General features: G+C 55.1%; 20 protein-coding genes. 9 read left to right on the top strand and 11 right to left on the bottom strand.

Annotated elements, in window-relative coordinates:
* Positions 1-109 precede the first annotated feature (109 nt).
* The gene (treA, locus tag C1N64_RS10505; protein ID WP_324028563.1) at positions 110-1795 is read left to right on the top strand and encodes an alpha,alpha-trehalase TreA; all 1686 of its coding nucleotides are present in this window, start codon (positions 110-112) and stop codon (positions 1793-1795) included.
* 89 nt (positions 1796-1884) lie between these two features.
* Here the strand turns inward: treA and C1N64_RS10500 are convergent, their stop codons facing one another.
* Positions 1885-2133, bottom strand: coding sequence for a GlsB/YeaQ/YmgE family stress response membrane protein (locus C1N64_RS10500; RefSeq protein WP_367143151.1), 249 nt, complete (start codon positions 2131-2133; stop codon positions 1885-1887).
* Positions 2134-2344: 211 nt separating this feature from the next.
* On the opposite strand from C1N64_RS10500, the gene C1N64_RS10495 reads away from it, so the two are divergent.
* Complete coding sequence (locus tag C1N64_RS10495; RefSeq protein ID WP_006119706.1) at positions 2345-3079, top strand: flagellar brake protein; 735 nt, start codon at positions 2345-2347, stop codon at positions 3077-3079.
* A gap of 96 nt (positions 3080-3175) precedes the next feature.
* Positions 3176-4309, top strand: a complete 1134-nt coding sequence (locus C1N64_RS10490) for a mechanosensitive ion channel family protein (RefSeq protein ID WP_110267667.1) — start codon at positions 3176-3178, stop codon at positions 4307-4309.
* Positions 4310-4358: 49 nt separating this feature from the next.
* Here C1N64_RS10490 and C1N64_RS10485 read toward each other — a convergent pair whose 3' ends face one another.
* Genes C1N64_RS10485 through C1N64_RS10475 form a run of 3 tightly spaced genes read right to left on the bottom strand, consistent with a single transcriptional unit; the run spans position 4359 to position 7616 of the window.
* Entirely contained in the window at positions 4359-5846 is a 1488-nt protein-coding gene (locus C1N64_RS10485; protein WP_283787185.1) for an FGGY family carbohydrate kinase, read from the bottom strand.
* 2 nt (positions 5847-5848) lie between these two features.
* The gene (locus C1N64_RS10480; protein ID WP_006119709.1) at positions 5849-6793 is read right to left on the bottom strand and encodes a transketolase family protein; all 945 of its coding nucleotides are present in this window, start codon (positions 6791-6793) and stop codon (positions 5849-5851) included.
* Positions 6786-7616: a transketolase gene (locus tag C1N64_RS10475; protein ID WP_006119710.1), complete on the bottom strand. Its 831-nt coding sequence runs from the start codon at positions 7614-7616 to the stop codon at positions 6786-6788. Before C1N64_RS10475 ends, C1N64_RS10480 begins: the two co-directional genes overlap by 8 nt.
* Before the next feature lie 310 nt (positions 7617-7926).
* Between C1N64_RS10475 and C1N64_RS10470 the strand changes: the two genes are divergently transcribed.
* The gene (locus C1N64_RS10470; RefSeq protein ID WP_324028564.1) at positions 7927-8874 is read left to right on the top strand and encodes a sugar-binding transcriptional regulator; all 948 of its coding nucleotides are present in this window, start codon (positions 7927-7929) and stop codon (positions 8872-8874) included.
* Between the two features lie 45 nt (positions 8875-8919).
* Here C1N64_RS10470 and emtA read toward each other — a convergent pair whose 3' ends face one another.
* Positions 8920-9552: a membrane-bound lytic murein transglycosylase EmtA gene (gene emtA / locus C1N64_RS10465; RefSeq protein WP_006119712.1), complete on the bottom strand. Its 633-nt coding sequence runs from the start codon at positions 9550-9552 to the stop codon at positions 8920-8922.
* 155 nt (positions 9553-9707) lie between these two features.
* Here emtA and ldcA point away from each other — a divergent pair, with 155 nt between their 5' ends.
* Positions 9708-10631, top strand: a complete 924-nt coding sequence (gene ldcA / locus C1N64_RS10460) for a muramoyltetrapeptide carboxypeptidase (RefSeq protein WP_394515480.1) — start codon at positions 9708-9710, stop codon at positions 10629-10631.
* 22 nt (positions 10632-10653) lie between these two features.
* Positions 10654-11319, top strand: coding sequence for an MBL fold metallo-hydrolase (locus C1N64_RS10455; protein ID WP_033737520.1), 666 nt, complete (start codon positions 10654-10656; stop codon positions 11317-11319).
* Here the strand turns inward: C1N64_RS10455 and C1N64_RS10450 are convergent.
* The 3 genes from C1N64_RS10450 to C1N64_RS10440 form a co-directional block, all read right to left on the bottom strand.
* A complete protein-coding gene (locus C1N64_RS10450) occupies positions 11311-11727 on the bottom strand; it encodes a GNAT family N-acetyltransferase (RefSeq protein WP_205956322.1) in 417 nt (138 codons plus the stop codon). The genes C1N64_RS10455 and C1N64_RS10450 overlap by 9 nt on opposite strands.
* 22 nt (positions 11728-11749) lie before the next feature.
* On the bottom strand, positions 11750-12133 hold the full coding sequence (locus tag C1N64_RS10445; protein WP_033737521.1) for a hypothetical protein: 384 nt from the start codon (positions 12131-12133) through the stop codon (positions 11750-11752).
* A gap of 194 nt (positions 12134-12327) precedes the next feature.
* Positions 12328-12507, bottom strand: a complete 180-nt coding sequence (locus tag C1N64_RS10440) for a hypothetical protein (RefSeq protein WP_006119718.1) — start codon at positions 12505-12507, stop codon at positions 12328-12330.
* A 208-nt stretch (positions 12508-12715) separates the two neighbouring features.
* On the opposite strand from C1N64_RS10440, the gene C1N64_RS10435 reads away from it, so the two are divergent.
* The 3 genes from C1N64_RS10435 to C1N64_RS10425 all read left to right on the top strand — a co-directional run bounded on the left by C1N64_RS10435 (position 12716) and on the right by C1N64_RS10425 (position 14154).
* Positions 12716-13045 carry a hypothetical protein gene (locus tag C1N64_RS10435; protein ID WP_033737760.1) on the top strand — a complete coding sequence of 110 codons (330 nt, stop codon included), beginning with the start codon at positions 12716-12718 and terminating at the stop codon, positions 13043-13045.
* A gap of 65 nt (positions 13046-13110) precedes the next feature.
* Positions 13111-13677 (top strand): hypothetical protein, encoded by a 567-nt coding sequence (locus tag C1N64_RS10430; RefSeq protein ID WP_033737522.1) that lies wholly within the window; start codon positions 13111-13113, stop codon positions 13675-13677.
* Positions 13678-13905: 228 nt separating this feature from the next.
* Entirely contained in the window at positions 13906-14154 is a 249-nt protein-coding gene (locus tag C1N64_RS10425; protein ID WP_006119721.1) for a glycine zipper domain-containing protein, read from the top strand.
* 34 nt (positions 14155-14188) lie between these two features.
* Here the strand turns inward: C1N64_RS10425 and C1N64_RS10420 are convergent, their stop codons facing one another.
* The 3 genes from C1N64_RS10420 to C1N64_RS10410 all read right to left on the bottom strand — a co-directional run bounded on the left by C1N64_RS10420 (position 14189) and on the right by C1N64_RS10410 (position 17594).
* Positions 14189-15469 carry an MFS transporter gene (locus C1N64_RS10420; protein WP_394515479.1) on the bottom strand — a complete coding sequence of 427 codons (1281 nt, stop codon included), beginning with the start codon at positions 15467-15469 and terminating at the stop codon, positions 14189-14191.
* Positions 15470-16016: 547 nt separating this feature from the next.
* Positions 16017-17216, bottom strand: a complete 1200-nt coding sequence (locus C1N64_RS10415) for an FAD-dependent oxidoreductase (protein WP_394515478.1) — start codon at positions 17214-17216, stop codon at positions 16017-16019.
* A gap of 114 nt (positions 17217-17330) precedes the next feature.
* Entirely contained in the window at positions 17331-17594 is a 264-nt protein-coding gene (locus C1N64_RS10410; protein ID WP_054634156.1) for a hypothetical protein, read from the bottom strand.
* Positions 17595-18209 lie beyond the last annotated feature (615 nt).

The following is an 18209-nucleotide window of genomic DNA, read 5'->3' as shown; positions in this document are numbered from 1 at the left end:
GGCTTCACATTTCCGCCGGACGAAAGGGTGAAAATTGCGGTTAAGGTCTAAAGTTGGAGAGTGGTCAATGCGTGACACATGATCACATTTCGGACAAGGAGAAACACCGATGAGAAACACTGAGGTAACAACGACTAAACGGTCTCAACGTCATGCGCCCGTTTTGCTTGGCGTGTTGTTAAGTGCGACCGTTTTCAGCACCTGGGCAGCCGAGGATTCCCGATTACTGACCAGTCAACCCCAGCCGCCCGATGTCCGTTTAGGACCGTTGTTCAATGCCGTACAACAGGCAAAATTTTACCCTGACCAAAAGACGTTTGCAGATGCCGTGCCTAAATATGATCCGTCCTCCATTCTGGCCGACTGGCAGATGCAGAAGAATCAGCGCGGTTTTGATTTAAAGCGCTTCGTCGCCGCGAATTTCACCCTGCCCACCGACAGTGACAAATATGTGCCGCCTGCGGGCCAGAACCTTCGTGACCATATTAACGGCCTGTGGCCGGTGTTAACGCGGACGACAAGTAACACAGGAAAATATGACTCGTTGCTGCCGTTGCCCAAACCCTATGTGGTGCCAGGCGGGCGTTTCCGTGAGGTTTACTACTGGGACAGCTACTTTACCATGCTCGGCCTGGCGGAAAGCGGCCACTGGGATAAAGTGCAGGATATGGTGGACAACTTCGCCTCGCTGCTGGATCGCTATGGCCACATTCCCAACGGCAACCGCACTTACTATCTGAGTCGCTCACAGCCGCCATTCTTTAGCCTGATGGTAGATCTGCTGGCGACGCATGAAGGCGATAACGTCTATGTGCGTTATTTGCCGCAGTTACAAAAAGAGTACGATTACTGGATGGCGGACAGCGACAGCGTCGCCGCAGGTAATGCCAGCAAGCGGGTGGTCAAACTGGCCGACGGGACAGTGCTGAACCGCTACTGGGACGCACGCGACGTGCCGCGTACCGAATCATGGATGGACGACATTGCAACGGCAAACAAAGCGCCACAGCGCAACAAAGCAGAGATATATCGCGATCTGCGCGCCGGTGCGGCATCGGGCTGGGATTTCAGCTCACGCTGGTTTACCGATGCGCATAACCTTTCGACCATCCGCACCACGCAACTGGCCCCGGTCGATCTCAACAGCCTGATGTTCCATCTGGAAAAAACGCTCTCGACGGCGTATCGCCTGAATAAACAGGATGCGCAGGCTAAAGCCTTTGCCGATCGGGCTGAAAAACGTCAGGCGGCGATTAACCGCTATCTGTGGGACAGCAAACAGGGCTGGTACGCCGACTACGACTGGAAAACGCGTAAGATTCATCCGCAGCTAACGGCTGCTACGCTGTTTCCGCTCTATATGCAGATTGCCAGTGACAAACAGGCTGACAGCACCGCCAGCGCGGTGGAAAAACAGCTGCTGAAACCGGGCGGTCTGGTGACCACCACAGTGAACAACGGCCAGCAATGGGACGCTCCCAACGGCTGGGCACCGCTGCAGTGGGTGGCCGTTGAAGGGCTGGAGCACTATAAAAAGCCGCAACTGGCGCAGCAGGTGGGCCTGCGTTTCCTGCGTAACGTTCAGCTGACGTACGATAAAGAGCATAAGCTGGTCGAAAAATACGTGGTCGAAGGCAACAATCTTGGCGGCGGCGGCGGTGGTGAATATCCGCTTCAGGACGGTTTTGGCTGGACGAACGGGGTCACGTTAAAATTGCTGGATAAATATTGTCCGAAAGATAAAACCTGTAACAGCGCCCACGATATTCCCGAGGCGCAAAGCAGCGCGAAATAAAGCGAGCAGGCGAAAGATCGCGTTAACATAAAAAAGGCCCGCTGCGAGGCGGGCCTTTTTTGGTTATCTGCGTACGTTAACTGCGTACGTTAACTGCGTACTTTGCGGTAGATAAACAGCACAATAAGCGCGCCGATAACCGCGATAACGAAGCTACCGAAGTTGAATCCATCCACAGTTCCATAACCTAAGCGGGTACTGATCCATCCACCGACAACGGCACCCACGATACCCAGAATAATAGTAATGATGAATCCACCACCATCTTTGCCTGGCATGATCCACTTCGCCAGGATACCAGCGATTAAACCAAAGATGATCCATGAAATAATACCCATCTGTTACTCCTTCCTTTTGGTTAGTCAATGGCGATCGCCTGATTAATCAAGCGGTTCACGCGCTTAGTATAGTCGCAATTTTTAAAAATGCTGCGCGTGAAGGTTATGATAGTGATTATTGTGTTAAAGCTTTATTATTGTCAGCCGATAACGAACGGGTAGTAACAGGATAAATATAAATGATAAAGCGTTGCTCATCGGGGGCCAGCAAGTGAAAGAAGCCGATAAAGAACATTATCTCAAACGTGGCACGCTGGCGGTTCTGGGCGTCATGAAAGACCTGCTTCAGGCGCAAACACCTTTGCTGGTGAATTTCTCACGTGGGCAGTTTATCAGCCGTATGCTGGCGGCGGATGAAAACCGCATTGTTTTTGATCTGGGCAGTAATAATCTGGATAACGACTACGCACTGCAGTGCAACGATATTACCGTGTTTGCCGAAACCCAGGGCGCGAAGGTTGAATTTGCCTTACCTGGGCTGGAGAAAACGGAATTCGACGGCCTGCCTGCATTTCAGGCAACGTTACCGGAGGTGCTGTGGCAAATTCAGCGGCGTGAATTCTTCCGCATCAGCGCACCGATGGACCCGCAGTTCTGGTGTCACTGCACATGGCCTGACGGCTCGGCTGCCCGACTGCGATTACAGGATTTATCGTTAGGCGGTATCGGCGTGCTGGTGGACGACGCGATGCCGGACGGCCTGAAAAGCGGCGACGATTTTAAAAATCTGCAGGTGGAACTGGGTGAATACGGTCAGTTCAACGTCAATGCGACGTTAATGCATATTGGTGAACGCAGCATGATTACCAGTAAAAATGAAACCAAAGTTACGCCGCGGCTGAGCTTCCGTTTTACGGCACTCGAACCCCATCAGGAACGGCAGTTGCAGCAGGTGATTTTTAGCCTGGAGCGGCTGGCGCGCGACAAAGCGCAACGCTTCCAGTAACCTCCGCTCTTTTCCGCGCCGCACATCCGCGGCGCATCCAGGCTATGCTTTCCTTGCTTTCTCGTTTAACCGGAACCAGCAAGGAGACACTCCCCAATGGAAAACTGGCTCAGTTTGCGTCATTTTCAGTCCATTCTTTTTAATCAAACGCTGTGGATCAACAGCGCCATCGTCATCATTGCCACCCTCGTTATTTACTGGTTGCTGCGCAGCCTGATCAGTTTCGTGTCCAACCGCATTGCGCACTTCAGCGAAGACCGCCACGTCCGATTTACCGGCATCCTGGTGGAAATACTGCGCAGCACCAGCCACCTGCTGTTGCTGATTTTTTCGCTGCTGATTGCCCTGCGTTTCATCGATTTGCCCGACTCGTGGCGCTCGACAGTTTCTCACAGCTGGTTCCTGGCGCTGATTGTGCAACTGGCGTTGTGGATCGACTGCGGCATTCGCCTGTGGTTAAAAAGCCTGCTGCGCGATCCGCTTCACGTGCGCAATCCGGTGACCACCGTCATTCTGGGGATTCTGTTGCGGGTCGTGGTGTGGGTCATGATGCTGCTGGCGATTCTGTCGAATATGGGCATCGATATCACGGCGCTGGTAGCCAGTCTGGGCGTGGGCGGTATTGCCATCGCCCTGGCGATTCAGACCGTCCTGAGTGATGTGTTTGCTTCCCTGGCGATTGGCTTTGATAAGCCTTTTGAGCACGGCGATTTTATCGTATTTGGCGATATTGCCGGCACTATTGAGCATATTGGCCTGAAAACCACGCGACTGCGTAGCCTGAGCGGTGAGCAGATCGTCTGTTCCAATACCATTTTGTTGCAGCAGACGATTCATAACTACAAGCGGATGCAGCAACGTCGTCTAGTATTTACATTCGGTATCAGCTACGCCACGCCGTCTGAGCAGGTGCGAGAAATCAGCGAACTGGTGAAAACCATCATTCAGGGCATTGAAATGACGCGCTTTGACCGCGCCCATTTTCTGGCCTTCGATGACTCGAAGCTGACCTTTGAAGTGGTCTACTTTGTGCTGAGCGCCGACTACAACGTCTATATGGATATTCAGCAGGAGATTAACCTGCAACTGATGGCGGCGCTGGAAGAACGCAATATTCGCTTTGCCTTTCCGATCCGTCAGGTCGAATTCAGCGGCGGAAGTTTACCGCCGGTCGATCTTAAACCGGTGCCGGACGATGAAGAGACTGTCCCGCAACGCGTCAGTCGTTAACCTCGCTGTACTGAGGGCTGGCTGTTACAGTCTGGCCCTCATTTTCCGTTCATTGTGGCTGATAGCGACAGCGGGTCACCGCGTTTTTCCAGCCCTGATAGTTATCCTGCATGTGCTGCGCCAGATGGGTGCGCGGCATGATGATCGGCCCGCCCTGCAAGGCCAGCATATCGTCGCCCTGCTGCCACCATCCCAGCCCTTTTCCTGCCAGCAGTGCCGCCCCCAGCGCAGAGGCTTCGGCGGTCGGCGCGCAGTGCAGCGGACGTTGCAATACGTCGGCCTGAAACTGCATCAGCCAGGGGTTTTGCGTGGCGCTGCCGTCAACGCACAAGGCCGGAAGCGCTGTGCCGCAGGCCTCTTCCATGGCAAAAAACACGTCAGCAATCTGCCAGCAGATGGATTCCAGCGCCACCCGCGCCAGTACGGCGGGCGTGGCCGCATCGGTCAGGCCGCAGATCAGGCCTCTGGCCTTGAGATCCCACCACGGCGCCCCCAGCCCCGACAGCGCCGGAACAAAATAGCAGCCCTGATTATCATCACAGCCTTCAGCCAGTGCCGTAAGTTGCCGGGGATCGTGAATGCCCAGCATCGTCCCCAGCCAGGCGGCCCCGGACCCGGTGTGCGTGATATTACCTTCAAAGGCAAAGCGCGCCTGGCCGTCGTGCCAGGCAACGGTGGTGCTGAGCCCGTTATCGGTCAGCAGCGGCGTGGCCATCGACATCATCAGCGATGATCCAGTGCCGTAAGTGGCTTTGACCACTTCCGCCGTGCCGCGTCGCTGAGCATAAAGCGCGGCATGAGAATCGCCGATGCGCGCCAGAATCGGTGTGCCGGGTGCGAGTCCCGGTATATCGCTCACGCGTATCATGCCTGCCACGCTCGCCGACGCGGTAATCTGTGGCAGCGCCGCACGCGGCAGGCTGAACAATGACAGCAGTTCATCGTCCCAGTCATTGCGGTGCAGGCTGTAAAGCTGCGTGCGCGCGGCATTGGCATGATCGGTCACAAATGTCGTGCCCGCCGTCAGTTGCCAGGTCAGCCAGCTGTCCACGGTGCCGATGCACAGTTCCCCCGCCGCTGCACGGGCGAAACCGTCCGGTATGGCTGCCAGCATACCGGTCAGTTTGGCGGCCGGGAACATCGGATCGACCGCCAGGCCCGTCAGAGCGCTGATGCGCGCGGCGCTGCCCGACTGCTGTAAATCCCGGCAAAACGATTCTGACCGACGATCCTGCCAGCTCACCAGCGGCGTTAACGGCACGCCATCACGGCGCTGCCAGATCAGTACGGATTCGCGCTGGTTACTGATAGCCACCCCTGCCACGCTTGCTCCGTCGCACTGCGCCAGGCAGTCGGTGATGGCCTGCCTGACGGCTGACCATATCGCCTGGGGATCCTGTTCTGCCAGGCCGGGTTGCGGATGTTGTAACGTTAAACCCTGACTGCCGCGCGCCACCATGCGTCCCTTTCGATCGACAGCGACCGCTTTGGCATTGGTGGTGCCTTCATCAATGGCCAGAATCACCGACTCCCGCATCGTCAGCCTCCTGCACAGAGGCGTAACGCCTGCGCGGCGATGCTGCTGGCATCAATGCCATGGTGCGCGCGCGTGGCGGCCCGATCGCCGGCTATAGCATATTCGCCGTTGGCAATCCCCAGCCGCAGAAGCTTAACCGGCAAGCCGTATTCCGCCAGCACCTCCGCCACCAGGCTGCCTACGCCGCCATTAATGTTATGCTCTTCCACCGTAATCACGGCGCGGAAGTGGCTGAGCAGATTGTGCAGCTGCTGCGTATTACAGGGGCGAATGGACGGAACCGAAATCACGGCGGCAGAAACGCCCTGCTTTTCCAGTTGCTCTGCGGCGGTCACGGCTTCATGTACCGTCGAGCCCATGGCAACAAGCGCAATATCGTGGCCTTCTCGCAGCCGGTCAATCTGACCGGGCCGGAAGCGGTAATTTTCGTCGTGCAACGACGGCAGCGCTTTGCCGTCCAGCCGGATATAAACCGGCCCCCTGTGGTCAAGCGCATAATCGATAATTTGGCGGCACTCGACTGGACAGGCGGGCGCATAAATTTCGATATTGCCGAATCCACGCATGACGGCGATGTCATCGATGCTGTGATGGGTGCTGGCAAGCGGACCATAGCTGGCTCCGGCATTCAGTCCAAACAGCTTTACGTTAGTATTGTTGTAGCAGACATCGATTTTGATCTGCTCATTGGCGCGCGAAATCAGAAAGGGCGCGGCGTTACAGGTCACAGCGATTTTGCCGCCCAGCGCCAGGCCAGCGGCTGTGCTGACCAGCGCCTGTTCTGCAATACCGACGTTAACCAGACGACCGGGAAAGGCGTCAATAAAGGGCGCAATCTTCGCGGTGGAGGTCGAATCCGCCACGACCGGCACCACATCGATGCCGCGATGTACGGCATCTGTTAACGCGTCGACCATGACGTTGGCCAGGTGTTGTGCATTACTCATCGTTTAATTCCTCCAGTGCCCGCGCAATCTCGTCCCCTTTCGGCACCCGATGGTGCCATTCGGCTTGTCCCTGAATAAACGAGATGCCAAAGCCCTTTTCGGTGTGCGCGATAATGACCTGTGGCTTACCGTTCACAGGCAGGTTTTCCAGCGTATTCACCACTGCGGCCATGTCATTGCCGTTGCATTCCCTGACCTCCAGACCAAAGGCGCGCCATTTTTCTGCCAGTGGATCGGTATTGAGAATGTCACGCGTTGCACCCGCCAGTTGCAGCTTGTTCTTGTCGTTTATGATGATGAGGTTATCCAGGCCATAGTGCGCGGCTACCAGCGCGGCTTCCCAGTTGCTGCCTTCTGCCAGCTCACCGTCGCCGGTCACCACAAACACACGGCGCGGGCTGTGGCTCTTTTTCGCCGCCAGCGCAATGCCCACCGCCACGGGCAATCCGTGACCCAGCGCACCGGTGTTGAGTTCAACGCCCGGAGTTTTCTGCCGTACCGGATGGCCCGGCAACGCAGAATCGGCATGTTGATAAGTAGGCAGCCAGTCCAGCGGGAAATAGCCGGCTTCCGCCAGCACGCAATAGTATCCTCCCACAGCATGACCTTTTGACTGGATATAGATATCACGTTGATCGTCTTCCGTTCGATCCGGTGCACAATTCAGAATGCGAAAATAGAGCGCGGTCAGAATCTCAACCTGTGACAGATCGGCACCGGTATGCCCGCCTGCCGGACTGCCCGCGTTAAGCTGGATGATGCGGCGGCGTACGGCCCGGGCCTTTTTTTCGAGCGCATCCACAGAAAGCGTAAATGGATTCATATTTCACCTTTGAATTTTAAGTCGAACTTGAATATATATTCAGAGAGAGTACAACTCTCCCTTCTTTCGCCGTGATGACAGCAATAACCTACCCTTTCATCGCCTGCTATTACGCGCAGAAACACAACAGCCTTAACAGTTATGAATATATATTCAATAATGATTTTATATTCACAAGTACTATGCGCCCGACGAACGACGGCGTCTATGCACGAAGTGATAAAAAGCGAAAACGATCACAAATTGCCCTGGATTGTGCTTTTCACGTCAGTGGTTAACAATGGCGGGCAGAACACGAGAGGAAAAACAGATGGCGAAGCAGGACGAACAGCGGCTCATGGTGAAAATTGCCACGCTCTACTATGTCGAAGGCAGGAAGCAATCCGATATTGCGCAGTTACTTAAGCTGTCCCAGTCGTTTGTTTCACGCATCCTGACCCGCAGTGTGAAAGAAGGCGTGGTGAAAATTAGCGTGGTTCCCCCCGCCAACGTTTTTCCTGAACTGGAAAAAGCGATCGAGCAAACCTATCAGTTACCTCAGGCCATCGTAGTGGATGTGGCAGAACAGGCTTCTGTCAGCGAAATTAAACAGGCGATTGGATCGGCGGCGGCTCACTATCTGGAGACGCGACTGCGCCCCGATGAGCTGATCGGCATCTCTTCCTGGAGCGGCACCATTCGCTGTATGGTCGATGCGTTGCATCCGCTGAATGCCTCATGCAAAGGGGTGATTCAGCTCCTGGGCGGCGTGGGGGCGAACGGCAACGTGCAGGCGACTATCCTGACGCAAAACCTGGCCGCGCTGCTGAACTGTCCGGCCTGGCTGCTGCCTTCGCAGTCGATTGAACATTCGGTGAGCGACCGTCAGCGGCTGGCGGCCAATCCGGAGGTGGCCGAGGTGCTGAATAAGTTCGGCGAAGTAGACCTGGCGATTGTCGGCATCGGCGACCTGGAGCCGTCCGCCCTGTTGCGCAACTCCGGTAACTATTACGATGCAACCATGTTGCGCACGCTGGCAGCGCGCGGCGCGGTCGGCGATATCTGTCTGCATTATTTTGACGAACAGGGCCAGCCCGTGCTGCAGGCCGACGAAGATCCGGTGATTGGTATGGAACTGGAACAGGTCAGACAGTGTCAGCAGGTGGTGGCGCTGGCGGGTGGCAAAGAGAAGGCCCAGGCGATTCGCGGAGCCCTGCGCGGCGGTTATGTCAATGTGCTGATCGTCGATTATCCGACGGCCCGGCTGCTGGTGGGTTAAGTGTTTTCTCCTCACCTTCTGTCAGGTGAGGAGAAAAAACGCGACTCAGCTGATAGCCCGGTAGGCCGTGGTGACTTTCCATAAGTAACGCGGTGCCTGAGCAGCCGGATGCTTGTTCTGCACGTGCTGGTAGAATTCGTCCGGCGTCATGGCGTTAATCATGGCAATCGCGCGGTCACGATCGCGCGAGAACGTGCGAAGCAATGCCCCGGCACCGTTAGCGTAAGAAACAATCGTGGCATAACGCAGCGTGAGTGGATCGCGGATGCCGGACAGCGCAGACTGCTGGAGGATTTTGATATAGGCGGTGCCGATCTCAATATTCCTGGCGGGATCGCGTAACTCAGCGGTGGTCGGTTGACCCCGGCGCCCCTGGGTACGGTACACTTCACGTCCGGCCGTTGCCGCTTTGATTTGCATCAACCCGACAGCATTCGAACGGCTGACCACGCCCGGATTTCCTCCGGATTCCACATTAATAATCGCGCTAATCAGTTTCTCATCCACCCCGTACTGGCTGGCCGCGCTTTCGGTAAAGAGTGACCATGTGCCCGAAATACGCGACGGCGGTGCCTGCGTCAGCGGTGTATTCTTCTCTTTAACATACGTATGCGGCGGTTCACTGGCACAGCCTGTCAGCAATAATGCTGAAATGACAAAGTAGCGAATTTTAAGCAATTTTTTATCTCGTCGCAGAAGTGGCGGAAGCTATCATACCTGGCAGGGTAAATTGCAAAATTACCGTTTATCCTAATTACAGTAGTCGGATGACTTATTGGCACTTTTTCGTCATTATCGTGACGTCTGTCACTGACTAATTTCAGGAATTTACTATGACGTCACGTTCAATCCGTCTTATCGCCCCTTCAGGTTATTGCCACAATCAGCCTGCAGCCCATCTGGGGGTTGAACGCCTGCACGCAGCGGGGCACCAGGTTGAAAATACGGGGGCAATCGCACGGCGCTTTCAACGTTTTGCCGGTACGGATTCGGAACGCTTAGACGATATCAATGCGCTGGCCGATCTGGCGACCTTACCTGATATTGTGCTGGCAGTGCGCGGCGGCTACGGTGCCACGCGCCTGCTGCCCTCAATCAACTATGCCGCGTTACAGCGCCGCTTAGCGGACCAGCCGCTGGCACTATGTGGCCACAGCGACTTCACCGTGATTCAACTGGCCTTACTGCAACACGCCGGAATAATCAGCTTCAGTGGGCCGATGCTGGCGGGCAACTTTGGCGCTGCGGTTTTATCCGAATTTACCCTGCAGCACTTTTGGCAGGCGCTGACATCACCTACAGTCAGTGTGAACTGGAAAAGTGACACGCCCGATAACGGCACCTGGCACGGTACGTTATGGGGAGGAAACCTGGCGATGATCAGCTCGCTTATCGGTACGCCGTGGATGCCGGCCATCACAGACGGCATTCTGGTGATTGAGGATGTGAATGAGCATCCGTTCCGGATTGAACGTATGCTGCTGCAGCTCCACCAGTGTGGGATTCTGGCGCAGCAACGGGCGATTATCACCGGCAGTTTCACCAGCACCGCCTTGTCCGACTACGATAACGGGTTTGACTTCGCCACGGTCTGGCAGTACCTCCGCGATCTGAGCGGTCTGCCCGTTATCAGCGATCTGGATTTCGGTCACGGCCCTGACACCGTGACCCTGCCGTTGGGTGCCAGGGCGACCTTAGCGGTACATCAGGGACAGGTCAGTTTACAGGCAAGCGGGCATCCCGTATTGCGCACATAACTGGAGTTGCAGGAGATCGACATTGAAGCCGCTGTATGACGATTTGTGGATCTCTACGCCGGAGTTTCCGGAAGACGATGCCGTCGATATCATGATGCATGGGTTTTTACTGCGCCATCCGCGCGGTAATTTACTGATTGGCCGGGTGGAAAATCCGCTCGATCATGAAGTGCTGGCCGATGAGAACGGCGTGATTCGCCATTATCTGACTCACTGGCATGAGTCTGCACCGGGCGCAGCGGTAATCCAGAAGCGTTTTAGCAGCGCGCTGTACTGTCACAGCCGCTCGCTCGGGCAAATCAGCCGCTTTGTGGAGCCGGACGATACTTTTACCCAGCAGGAAACCCATTTCGGTGATTTTCATCTGTTGCCCACGCCCGGCCATACACCCGGCAGCTGCAGCTACCTCTACCATTCGCCGCAGGGGCCGACCTATTTATTTGTCGGGGATACGCTGACGCGTGATCATGACCGCTGGGTAACCGTGTTGGTACCCGACAGCAATCCTGCCGAACTGGCGGCGTCGCTGGAGCTTTACCGTAGCCTGCGTCCCGATGTGGTGCTGATGAGCACCACGCGTGGTCATCTGTCCTGGCAAAAGGTTACACTGCCCTGCTGGCTGGCCGCGATTGATGAGGCTGAGCAGCACCCGCTGGATTTGCGGCAGCAGGCGCTGCCCTCAGCATAGCGTTTTCGTCAGATAGTGACGCTGATGATGCATAATGTACTCGCCCAGCGTCAGCCGGACACGGTAACCCAGCTTTTCGTAAAACGGCTTTGCCTGAAAGCTGCCGGTATCCACCTGTGCAAAACGGCAGCCGCGCTGGCGGGCTTCCTGCTCAGCCGCCAGCACCAACTGGCGACCGGTGCCTTGCCCACGCAGCGCCTGTGCGACCCAGAGTAAATCAATGCGTAGCCAGTTGCCGGTGGTCGTGCCGGTCAATCCGGCCAGTTTCCTGCCCTGCGCATCGCAGATGAACAGCCCAAGGGGTTTAATCAGGTCAGCATCGTAAAACTGATTGTTCCAGGCATTCAGGCCCAGCCGGATTTCATCCAGATCCTTACTGCTCACCGTGTCAGTCAGGGTAATCTGCATTTATCTTCCTTATCGCTGCGGGTCAGGAGTCGTTGCGCTGGCGATCATCATAGCGCTCAAGGCTCAGCGCATCGACCTCACGCGTCGTGGTACGGCGGCACGGGATCAGATCGTCGCTGTCATGGTAGACAAAGAAGGTGTCGAGATTGCTTTTGTTCACAATCAACTGATCGCCGTTGCGAAAGCGTGTAATCGCGACCTTGTCGCCGTTATCCGTGCGGGTTTGCAGCTGGCCTGCGGCAATCTGGAAATGCTGTTTCGGCCAGTAGAGCGTGCTGAGCCCATATTGCGCCCGCGAGACGGTCATAACGGGACGTCCGGGACACTGGATCTGAAACTCACTTTCGCTCCATGCGGATGCGCTGAAACCGGCGATCAGGCACAGGGCAAGACGGGCTGCTTTCATCTGATTCCTCCACTGAAAATAAGGGCGGCCACATGTCAGGTGGCGCTAAGACGCTGTAAGCAGGGGTAAAGCATCGCGCGGTGAGCGCGACCGCGCAATAAAAAACGGCACATCAGGCCGTAAGAGACGCGTGACTGGCTGCCGCCAGCGGGATGACACTCGCGCATGCGGATACCAGGCGCGACGGATGAAACTTACTCTGCCGCAACCTCCGCCGCGACCAGCATCAAGGCCAGACCGGCAGGTTCGTTGTCGAAACTGCTCATGACATCGCGGATTTCTGCCGCACAGGCAATCACCTGCTGCCTTTTCTCTGCGTCCAGCGCATCGATGGCATGGCGAATAATCATTAGACTGGCTTCTTCTTCTTTCATCTTTTATCCCTGAATTTGCTTAAGCGACGCGCAAAGATGGCAAGAATAACGTTTATTTGCACCGAAAGTCATCTTTTACATTCCCACTGCTTAACGATTGAACAAACGGCAAATCAACCCGGCGCGCGTAAACGCTATGATCATGTTATTTGTCGCGTTTCAGGCTAAAATCGATCATTCATTCTATGGACCGGGGCAGGAGCAGGCTATGTTGCGACCAGGATTTTTCATTTTTATGGCACTGCTCTCAGGCTGTTCCTCTTCGCCGAAAGGTGTGGAGTGTCCGGGCGACGTCAGCACAATTTACGGTCAGTCACTGGGGCAAACGCAGGGAACGGTATTCGATCTGGTCACCGCGTTCAGCGTCAGTCGGGATGGCGTAAACGTGCAGAGCGGGCCGCTTCAGTCGCTGGATCGCTTTCAGTATGTCCCCTCTGCGGTGACGTCTGAAGGTTACTACGCGCAACGCCTGTCCGATAAACAGTTTCGTCTGATCAACCCTTATCAGGACACCATGATTACCTGGACCTGTCCGTAAAGCAGGCAATCCTGACACTGCGTGATATAGTGTCAGGAAACGTCAAGCGACAGGTCAGGCTCATCATGGAAAAACGGCTGGATAACAACGGTTATATTGATTTCCCGTTCCCTGCTACCCGCAATGCAGATGGCTCTGTTAATCCCTGCGGTATCGACCTGACCCTGGAGACAGAACGGCTGGACGAGATCGCCGTGATTCGTCACTCCCCTAACCTGCAACGTTTACTGGAAGAGGTGAATCTGCAGGAAGGCCTGTTTATGACCCTGGCCTGCGACTGGCAGCAGCAGGAAAACGCGGTATGCGGATTCATTGATATCGCCTTTCGGCCCGAACTCCTTCACTGTTCTCACAAGGAGGCACTCCAGCTAGAAGCCGCCTTTTATGACTATCTGAAGGAACAAGAGCAGCAGCACGCGCTGGCAGCCGACACGCTGGTGAACTTTGCCCGTTGTGTACTCGACTGGGGCTGGTCACCGCTACAGCAGCGCCAGCGCCATTATGAAAAAATCACGATTCAGTATTACTGCCAGCAGGCCGGGGATGCCGAGTGGTGCTTTGACCATCTGCGGCATTTTCTGGTGAGCTGGTATCCCAACACGCGATCCCATCCACGTCATCCCGTCAGGTGAAACAGCTGGTAATAATTTTCCTCGCCCGGCCCTTCGCGTGGTGGCGTTAACGCACGCTGCCCGCTTCATGCCCGTCTCTCCGCGCCTTCCGCCAGTCCGATGGCCATCACCAGGCGGAGTTTTCATCTGGTCAATTCCTCCCTGACAGACGATTAATGCGTCTAAACGCAGCACAGTGGCGAAGGTTTGCTACGCTTTAAATGACTGTGATAACCAAGGAGATGAAGCATGTCAGGAAAAATTGAAGATGCCGTAAAAGAAGTCGCCGGTGCCGCAGAGCAACAATGGGGTGAAGTCACCGATTCGCCGCGTCACCGCGCCCGTGGTGCAGCCCGCCGCTACACCAATCAGGCATCCTATGCCGCACGCGATGCCGCCGACTGCATCAAAGATCAGATGCAGTCTAACCCGTTTGCGGGTCTGGCGGTCGCGGCCGGTGTGGGCGTCGTACTGGGCTTCCTGCTCGGTCGTAAGTAAGTTCAAAACGGGGGCGTTTGCTCCCGTTTTTCCTTTATGTCAGCTCCCGCGTGTGGTCGTCTTTATTGAGTGTCATCAGGGCCGGGATGGAAACCAGTGCCGTTGCCATCATATACCAGGCCGGAATATCCAGATTGCCCGTCTGCTTAATCAACCCTGTAATAATTAAACCCGCACAGCCGGAAAACACCGCATTGGATAACGCATAGGCGACACCCAGCCCGGTATAACGTACCGTTGTTGGAAACATTTCCGCCAGCATTGCAGGCCCCGGCCCGGCGAGCAAACCAACCAGTCCCCCCGCTATCAGCACCACCAGCGCTTTTAGCAGCAAACTCACGCCATCCGCCTGCACTATTTTCAATAGCGGCATCGCCATAAGCAGCAGGAGTACGCTGGCGCTAACCAAGACACGACGCCGACCAACGCGATCACTGACGATGCCCGCCGGGATAATTGTCAATGCGAAGCCCACATTAGCGATCACGGCAATCAGCAGCGCCTGATTCATACCGGTATGTAGCGCCGACTGCAAATAGCCGGGCATGATCACCAGACAGGTATAGCCTGCGGAGGACCACAGCATGACGCGCGCGATCGCCAGGAAAATAATTTTTATCGTCTGGCGCGGTGCAGCCCTGACGCGCTGCTGTTGCTGGCGTACAAAGTCCGGCGTTTCTGTGATTGCCAGACGCAACCATAGCGCAACCAGGCCCAGCGGTAACGCCAGCCAAAACGGAATGCGCCAGCCCCATGCCAGCATCGCCTGCGGGCTGAGCAGCCAGGACAGCAGCGCCACCAGCCCCACGCCGGCCAACAGGCCAAACGCCACGGTCAGCGACTGCCAGGCACCATAGCGTCCACGTTGACCGCGCGGCGCAAATTCGGTCATCAGCGCCACCGCCCCGCCATATTCGCCGCCGGCAAATAACCCTTGCAGGATACGCAGTGCCGTAAGCAGCACGGGCGCGAGAATGCCCGCCGTCGCATAGGTAGGAATTAACCCGATAGCGGTGGTCGCCAGCGTCATCAATATCAGGACGGTAATCAGGACAGGCTTGCGGCCCAGGCGGTCGCCCAGTCGGCCAAACACCAGGGCGCCAAGGGGGCGAAAAAAGAACGCAATGGCAAAGGACGCCCAGGTCAGGATCAGGCCACTCAGCGCTGACTCGCCCTGAAGCTGAAAAAAATTGTGCGCAACAATTGTGGCGAGGAAACCGTAGATGGCAAATTCATACCATTCGATAAAGTTGCCTACCGCACCCGCAATCAATGCGCGTTTTGAGTGTTTTACGGGTGAAAGAGGCGTTTCCATTCAGGGTTCCTCCGGGATTTATGCAAAATCAGTACGGCGTTGACAGTGAGAGTATAGAATTTCAGCCGATACGATTTTGTCTCCCGGACGAAAATAATCACATCACACCCTGGCGCCCTGCCCTGCGTGCAGTGCCGACAGCAATATACCGCTGGACACTGTATGTAAAGAGTTGCTGCGTCATCAGGACATTCGGCCAGCCGGGCGTGAAGTTTCTTACCCGTTGAATATTTTACGCATCACAGTACGTAAAGCGATGAATGCCTGACAGGACGGGAGCACTCACGCGGCTAAGGCACGTACACTGGAATAGTCGCTAAACGCGCCGCAGGGCTTTACGCAGCAGGTCGTGTCAGGGGGAAAAACCGGATACCGCGTGGCAGCAAAACGCCGGATGCAAAAACCCACCAGACAGCAGACACAGCCTGGCTGTCTTTTATAGCCTGGGGCTATGGCTCGCGGGTATAACGTTGCGCATCTTCCGCCATGCGGCCCGAGGGCTCAGCCTTTAGCGCCGACTGTTCACTGTCAGGCAGACAGCGAGCTGTCAACGGTATTCCCTCGGCCTTTCCGTTCTGAATCCTAAACCAATAAGCCGGCCAAATACGAAGCGCAGAAACGGGAATTTACGCATCATGGCGGGCATCTTGCTTTGCCCACTGGCACGTGGCTTGTTGCTGCTCATTTTAATTTGCAGGAACTGGGTCGCCACGGTAGGAAACTGACGGCGTTTCTGGACCTTATGGAGATCGCTTAACTTCAGCGTTCCCCTGCGCAGTGGTCGCGTTAACAGGTTCGCCGCCGCCACCGCATCCTGAATCGCCAGGTTAACCCCAACCCCGCCGATCGGTGACATAGCATGCGCCGCATCGCCAATGCACAGCACGCCCGGTTTTGCCCATTGATCCAGACGGTCTATCCGGATAGACAACAGTTTGAGTTTTTCCCAACTGTCGACCTCCGCCAGACGTGAAGCGGCAAAGGGCGAAACCGCCGCAATAGTGTCTTTAAGCGCATCCAGCCCCTGCGCCTGTAAGGCCTCAAACTGGCCTTTGGGAATGGTAAGACCACACTGCCAGTAATCCCCCCGATCAATGACGATAAAATTGTTGCGCGGGCCGGTATGGCCCATGCCGGTCAGCGGATCGTCGGGCTGTTTATTGAGGTGGAACCAGAGAACGTCGCGCGGCGCGCCGAAATGCTGGCTGCTGAGCCCGGCCTGGGCACGAATAACGGAATCCCGTCCGTCCGCTCCCACCACCAGACGGGCGCGAATTTCCATTGGCTGGCCTGCCTGCTCCGCCAGTACGCCGCACACCTGACCATTCTCGGTGATCAACTCACGACAAACGGTCGATTTAAGCAGTGTAAAACCTGAAAACTGCGCGCTTTTCTCCGCCAGAAAATTCAGAAAGTCCCACTGCGGCATAAAGGCAATAAAGCGGCAACGCACCGGCAGGCGGGAGAAGTCGGCCATCGTGACCTCTTCACCGCCCATTTCTGCCTGCAGTTTTTCGACGCGCTGATGCGGCAGCGTGAGCAGCGCATCAAGTAAGCCCAGATGGTGCATGATTTGAAGGGTGGAGGGATGAATGGTATCGCCACGAAAGTCGCGCAGAAAATCAGCGTGCTTTTCCAGCACCACCACCTGCAAACCGGCACGTGACAATAAATATCCCAGCATCAGACCTGCCGGGCCACCACCGACAATACAGCAATCGGAGGTTATGTGTTTGATGGATGGCATCGCTTAGCCCTCGTTGTATACGTGGTCAGTGTATGCCAGCCGGGAAAATTTGAATACCGAGGAAGTACAGGGATACTGCGACCTGTCCCGGACAGGCTTTATGTATAGCGCCTGTCATCCGGCGCTATCTTCTTTTACCTCCACCAGCACCAGCGGACATTTTCGGACCTGGCAGGCGTGATGATAAGCCAGGGAACACACTGAACAATAATCGGCAGAATCAGACTGGTACTCATATTCCTGGAAATAGCGAAACCCGCCATTATCAGCATCGGTACGCGCGCTGTAAAAAGCGTGATCAGCAAGCTGCTCATCCAGTTGCATGAATGTAAGTGGAGAGGGATTGTGGTAACCCACTTTAATACGATATGTCTTCATATCCCCATAGTCACGCTGAAGGGCAGATGCGGCAAATTGTTATTATTGTTTAGTGTGATAGCCCGCGGTTATCAGAACTTTGCCTTATAATTCAGAACACACCATTACAGGCAATTTACATAAGCGCAACATAGCTTCTTATCGAGGCCTTAAAACGGCAATGCTGTCTTCTCATTATCATTGATCTGACAGGCCAAATATTGTGATAGCTTTTCATCAAGTTTGCATTTATGGTCTCATACCTTACAAACGAAGGCGAAACATTACAGCAGTGTCAAAAAGTTTAAGAAAAGTTCTCCAATTGTAAATGAACACGTATGGATCAAACCCCCATCGCGTATCTCGTGCATTATTGCGCAAAAATTAATCAAGATAACATTTAAGCATAAATTATAAATATAACATCAAAATTTCGGCATTATTAATTACCAACACTAGGGATTTTAACATCACACCATGATTTATTATCATTTAAATATAACCATAACAGGAAATTAACTAGAAAAGTGATTTTATCTTAAAGTGCGATAATTTTATTGATCGTTTAAAAAGAATTAATTGAAAAATCCTGGAAAGCGCGGAATTATCTTACTTTCGAAAAAAAGTGCCATCTTT

It is taken from the genome of Pantoea sp. SGAir0215, assembly GCF_043543215.1.
This window is presented reverse-complemented; position numbering and strand designations above follow the sequence as displayed.

What these genes read in the sequence shown, in the direction of transcription:
- C1N64_RS10435 (WP_033737760.1), top strand. Translation starts at nt 12,716, where the DNA reads ATGTTGCGACCAGGATTTTTCATTTTTATGGCACTGCTCTCAGGCTGT.
- C1N64_RS10490 (WP_110267667.1), top strand. Translation starts at nt 3,176, where the DNA reads ATGGAAAACTGGCTCAGTTTGCGTCATTTTCAGTCCATTCTTTTTAAT.
- C1N64_RS10475 (WP_006119710.1), bottom strand. Translation starts at nt 7,616, where the DNA reads ATGAATCCATTTACGCTTTCTGTGGATGCGCTCGAAAAAAAGGCCCGG.
- C1N64_RS10450 (WP_205956322.1), bottom strand. Translation starts at nt 11,727, where the DNA reads ATGCAGATTACCCTGACTGACACGGTGAGCAGTAAGGATCTGGATGAA.
- treA (WP_324028563.1), top strand. Translation starts at nt 110, where the DNA reads ATGAGAAACACTGAGGTAACAACGACTAAACGGTCTCAACGTCATGCG.
- C1N64_RS10420 (WP_394515479.1), bottom strand. Translation starts at nt 15,469, where the DNA reads ATGGAAACGCCTCTTTCACCCGTAAAACACTCAAAACGCGCATTGATT.
- C1N64_RS10440 (WP_006119718.1), bottom strand. Translation starts at nt 12,507, where the DNA reads ATGAAAGAAGAAGAAGCCAGTCTAATGATTATTCGCCATGCCATCGAT.
- C1N64_RS10485 (WP_283787185.1), bottom strand. Translation starts at nt 5,846, where the DNA reads ATGCGGGAGTCGGTGATTCTGGCCATTGATGAAGGCACCACCAATGCC.
- C1N64_RS10500 (WP_367143151.1), bottom strand. Translation starts at nt 2,133, where the DNA reads ATGGGTATTATTTCATGGATCATCTTTGGTTTAATCGCTGGTATCCTG.
- C1N64_RS10430 (WP_033737522.1), top strand. Translation starts at nt 13,111, where the DNA reads ATGGAAAAACGGCTGGATAACAACGGTTATATTGATTTCCCGTTCCCT.
- C1N64_RS10410 (WP_054634156.1), bottom strand. Translation starts at nt 17,594, where the DNA reads ATGAAGACATATCGTATTAAAGTGGGTTACCACAATCCCTCTCCACTT.
- C1N64_RS10470 (WP_324028564.1), top strand. Translation starts at nt 7,927, where the DNA reads ATGGCGAAGCAGGACGAACAGCGGCTCATGGTGAAAATTGCCACGCTC.
- C1N64_RS10425 (WP_006119721.1), top strand. Translation starts at nt 13,906, where the DNA reads ATGTCAGGAAAAATTGAAGATGCCGTAAAAGAAGTCGCCGGTGCCGCA.
- C1N64_RS10445 (WP_033737521.1), bottom strand. Translation starts at nt 12,133, where the DNA reads ATGAAAGCAGCCCGTCTTGCCCTGTGCCTGATCGCCGGTTTCAGCGCA.
- C1N64_RS10480 (WP_006119709.1), bottom strand. Translation starts at nt 6,793, where the DNA reads ATGAGTAATGCACAACACCTGGCCAACGTCATGGTCGACGCGTTAACA.
- ldcA (WP_394515480.1), top strand. Translation starts at nt 9,708, where the DNA reads ATGACGTCACGTTCAATCCGTCTTATCGCCCCTTCAGGTTATTGCCAC.
- C1N64_RS10415 (WP_394515478.1), bottom strand. Translation starts at nt 17,216, where the DNA reads ATGCCATCCATCAAACACATAACCTCCGATTGCTGTATTGTCGGTGGT.